This is a genomic window from Microtetraspora sp. AC03309, assembly GCF_020826795.1.
Taxonomy (GTDB): Bacteria; Actinomycetota; Actinomycetes; order Streptosporangiales; family Streptosporangiaceae; genus Microtetraspora; species Microtetraspora glauca.
Genome location: NZ_JADDIL010000232.1, coordinates 1 through 991, shown reverse-complemented (window position 1 = coordinate 991; position 991 = coordinate 1). Strand labels below are relative to the sequence as shown.

Annotated in this window: 1 protein-coding gene; it reads left to right on the top strand. The window is 61.9% G+C overall.

The features are described from left to right. Positions 1 to 919, top strand: a 919-nt coding sequence (locus IMZ11_RS42495) for a reverse transcriptase domain-containing protein (RefSeq protein ID WP_228649235.1), incomplete at its 5' end; no start/stop codon positions are given. Positions 920 to 991 lie beyond the last annotated feature (72 nt).

Below are 991 nucleotides of genomic sequence, written 5' to 3'. Positions count from 1 at the left end.
GCCGGGCCGCTCAGCGCTGGACGCGGTGGGCGTATGCCGGGAACGCTGCTGGAGATACGACTGGGTGATCGATCTCGACGTTCAGAAGTTCTTCGACAGTGTTCCGTGGGATCTCATCGTCAAGGCCGTGGAACATCACACCGAGGCCCACTGGGTGGTGCTGTACGTGAAGCGGTGGCTGGCTGCCCCGCTGCACCTGCCCGATGGGACTTTGCGCCAGCGGGATCGAGGAACCCCGCAGGGGTCGGCGATCTCACCCATCCTCGCCAATCTGTTCATGCACTATGCGTTTGATGCGTGGCTGGTCCGGACCTATCCGGGTGTCGCCTTCGAACGCTATGCCGACGATGCCGTGGTGCACTGCCGTAGCCTGCGGCAGGCCCGTGAGGTGTTGGAGGCGATCACGAGCAGGATGGCCGAGGTCGGACTGGTACTGCACCCCGACAAGACCAGGATTGTGTACTGCAAGGACGAGCGACGCCGTGGATCGCACGAGCACACCGCGTTCACGTTCTTGGGGTATACGTTCCGGCCGCGCGGGGCGCGTCGCAAGGACGGCCACATGTTCCTCAGCTTCATTCCTGCGATCAGTAAGGAAGCCCTGAAGAAGCTCGGTATGGAGGTCCGCCGTTGGCGGTTACACCGCCGTACCGGAACGACCTTCATCACGCTCGCCAAGATGATCAATCCGATCGTGGCGGGTTGGATGAATTACTACGGCCGTTTTTATCGGTCGGCTTTGTATCCCCTCCTGGAGCGCATCAATTCCTACTTGGTGCGATGGATCCGGAAGAAGTACAAGCGCCTGCGGAGCGTCAAGAAAGCATTCCAGTGCTGGTGGGACATCACCGCAAGGTATCCCCGCATGTTTCGGCACTGGATCTGGACCTCCCGTGCCTGGCGGCCAAGAGTGGCATGAGCCGTATGACCGGAGACGGTCACGTACGGATCTGTGGGGGCCGGGAGGTGCGATTCCTCCCGGCTACCCGGC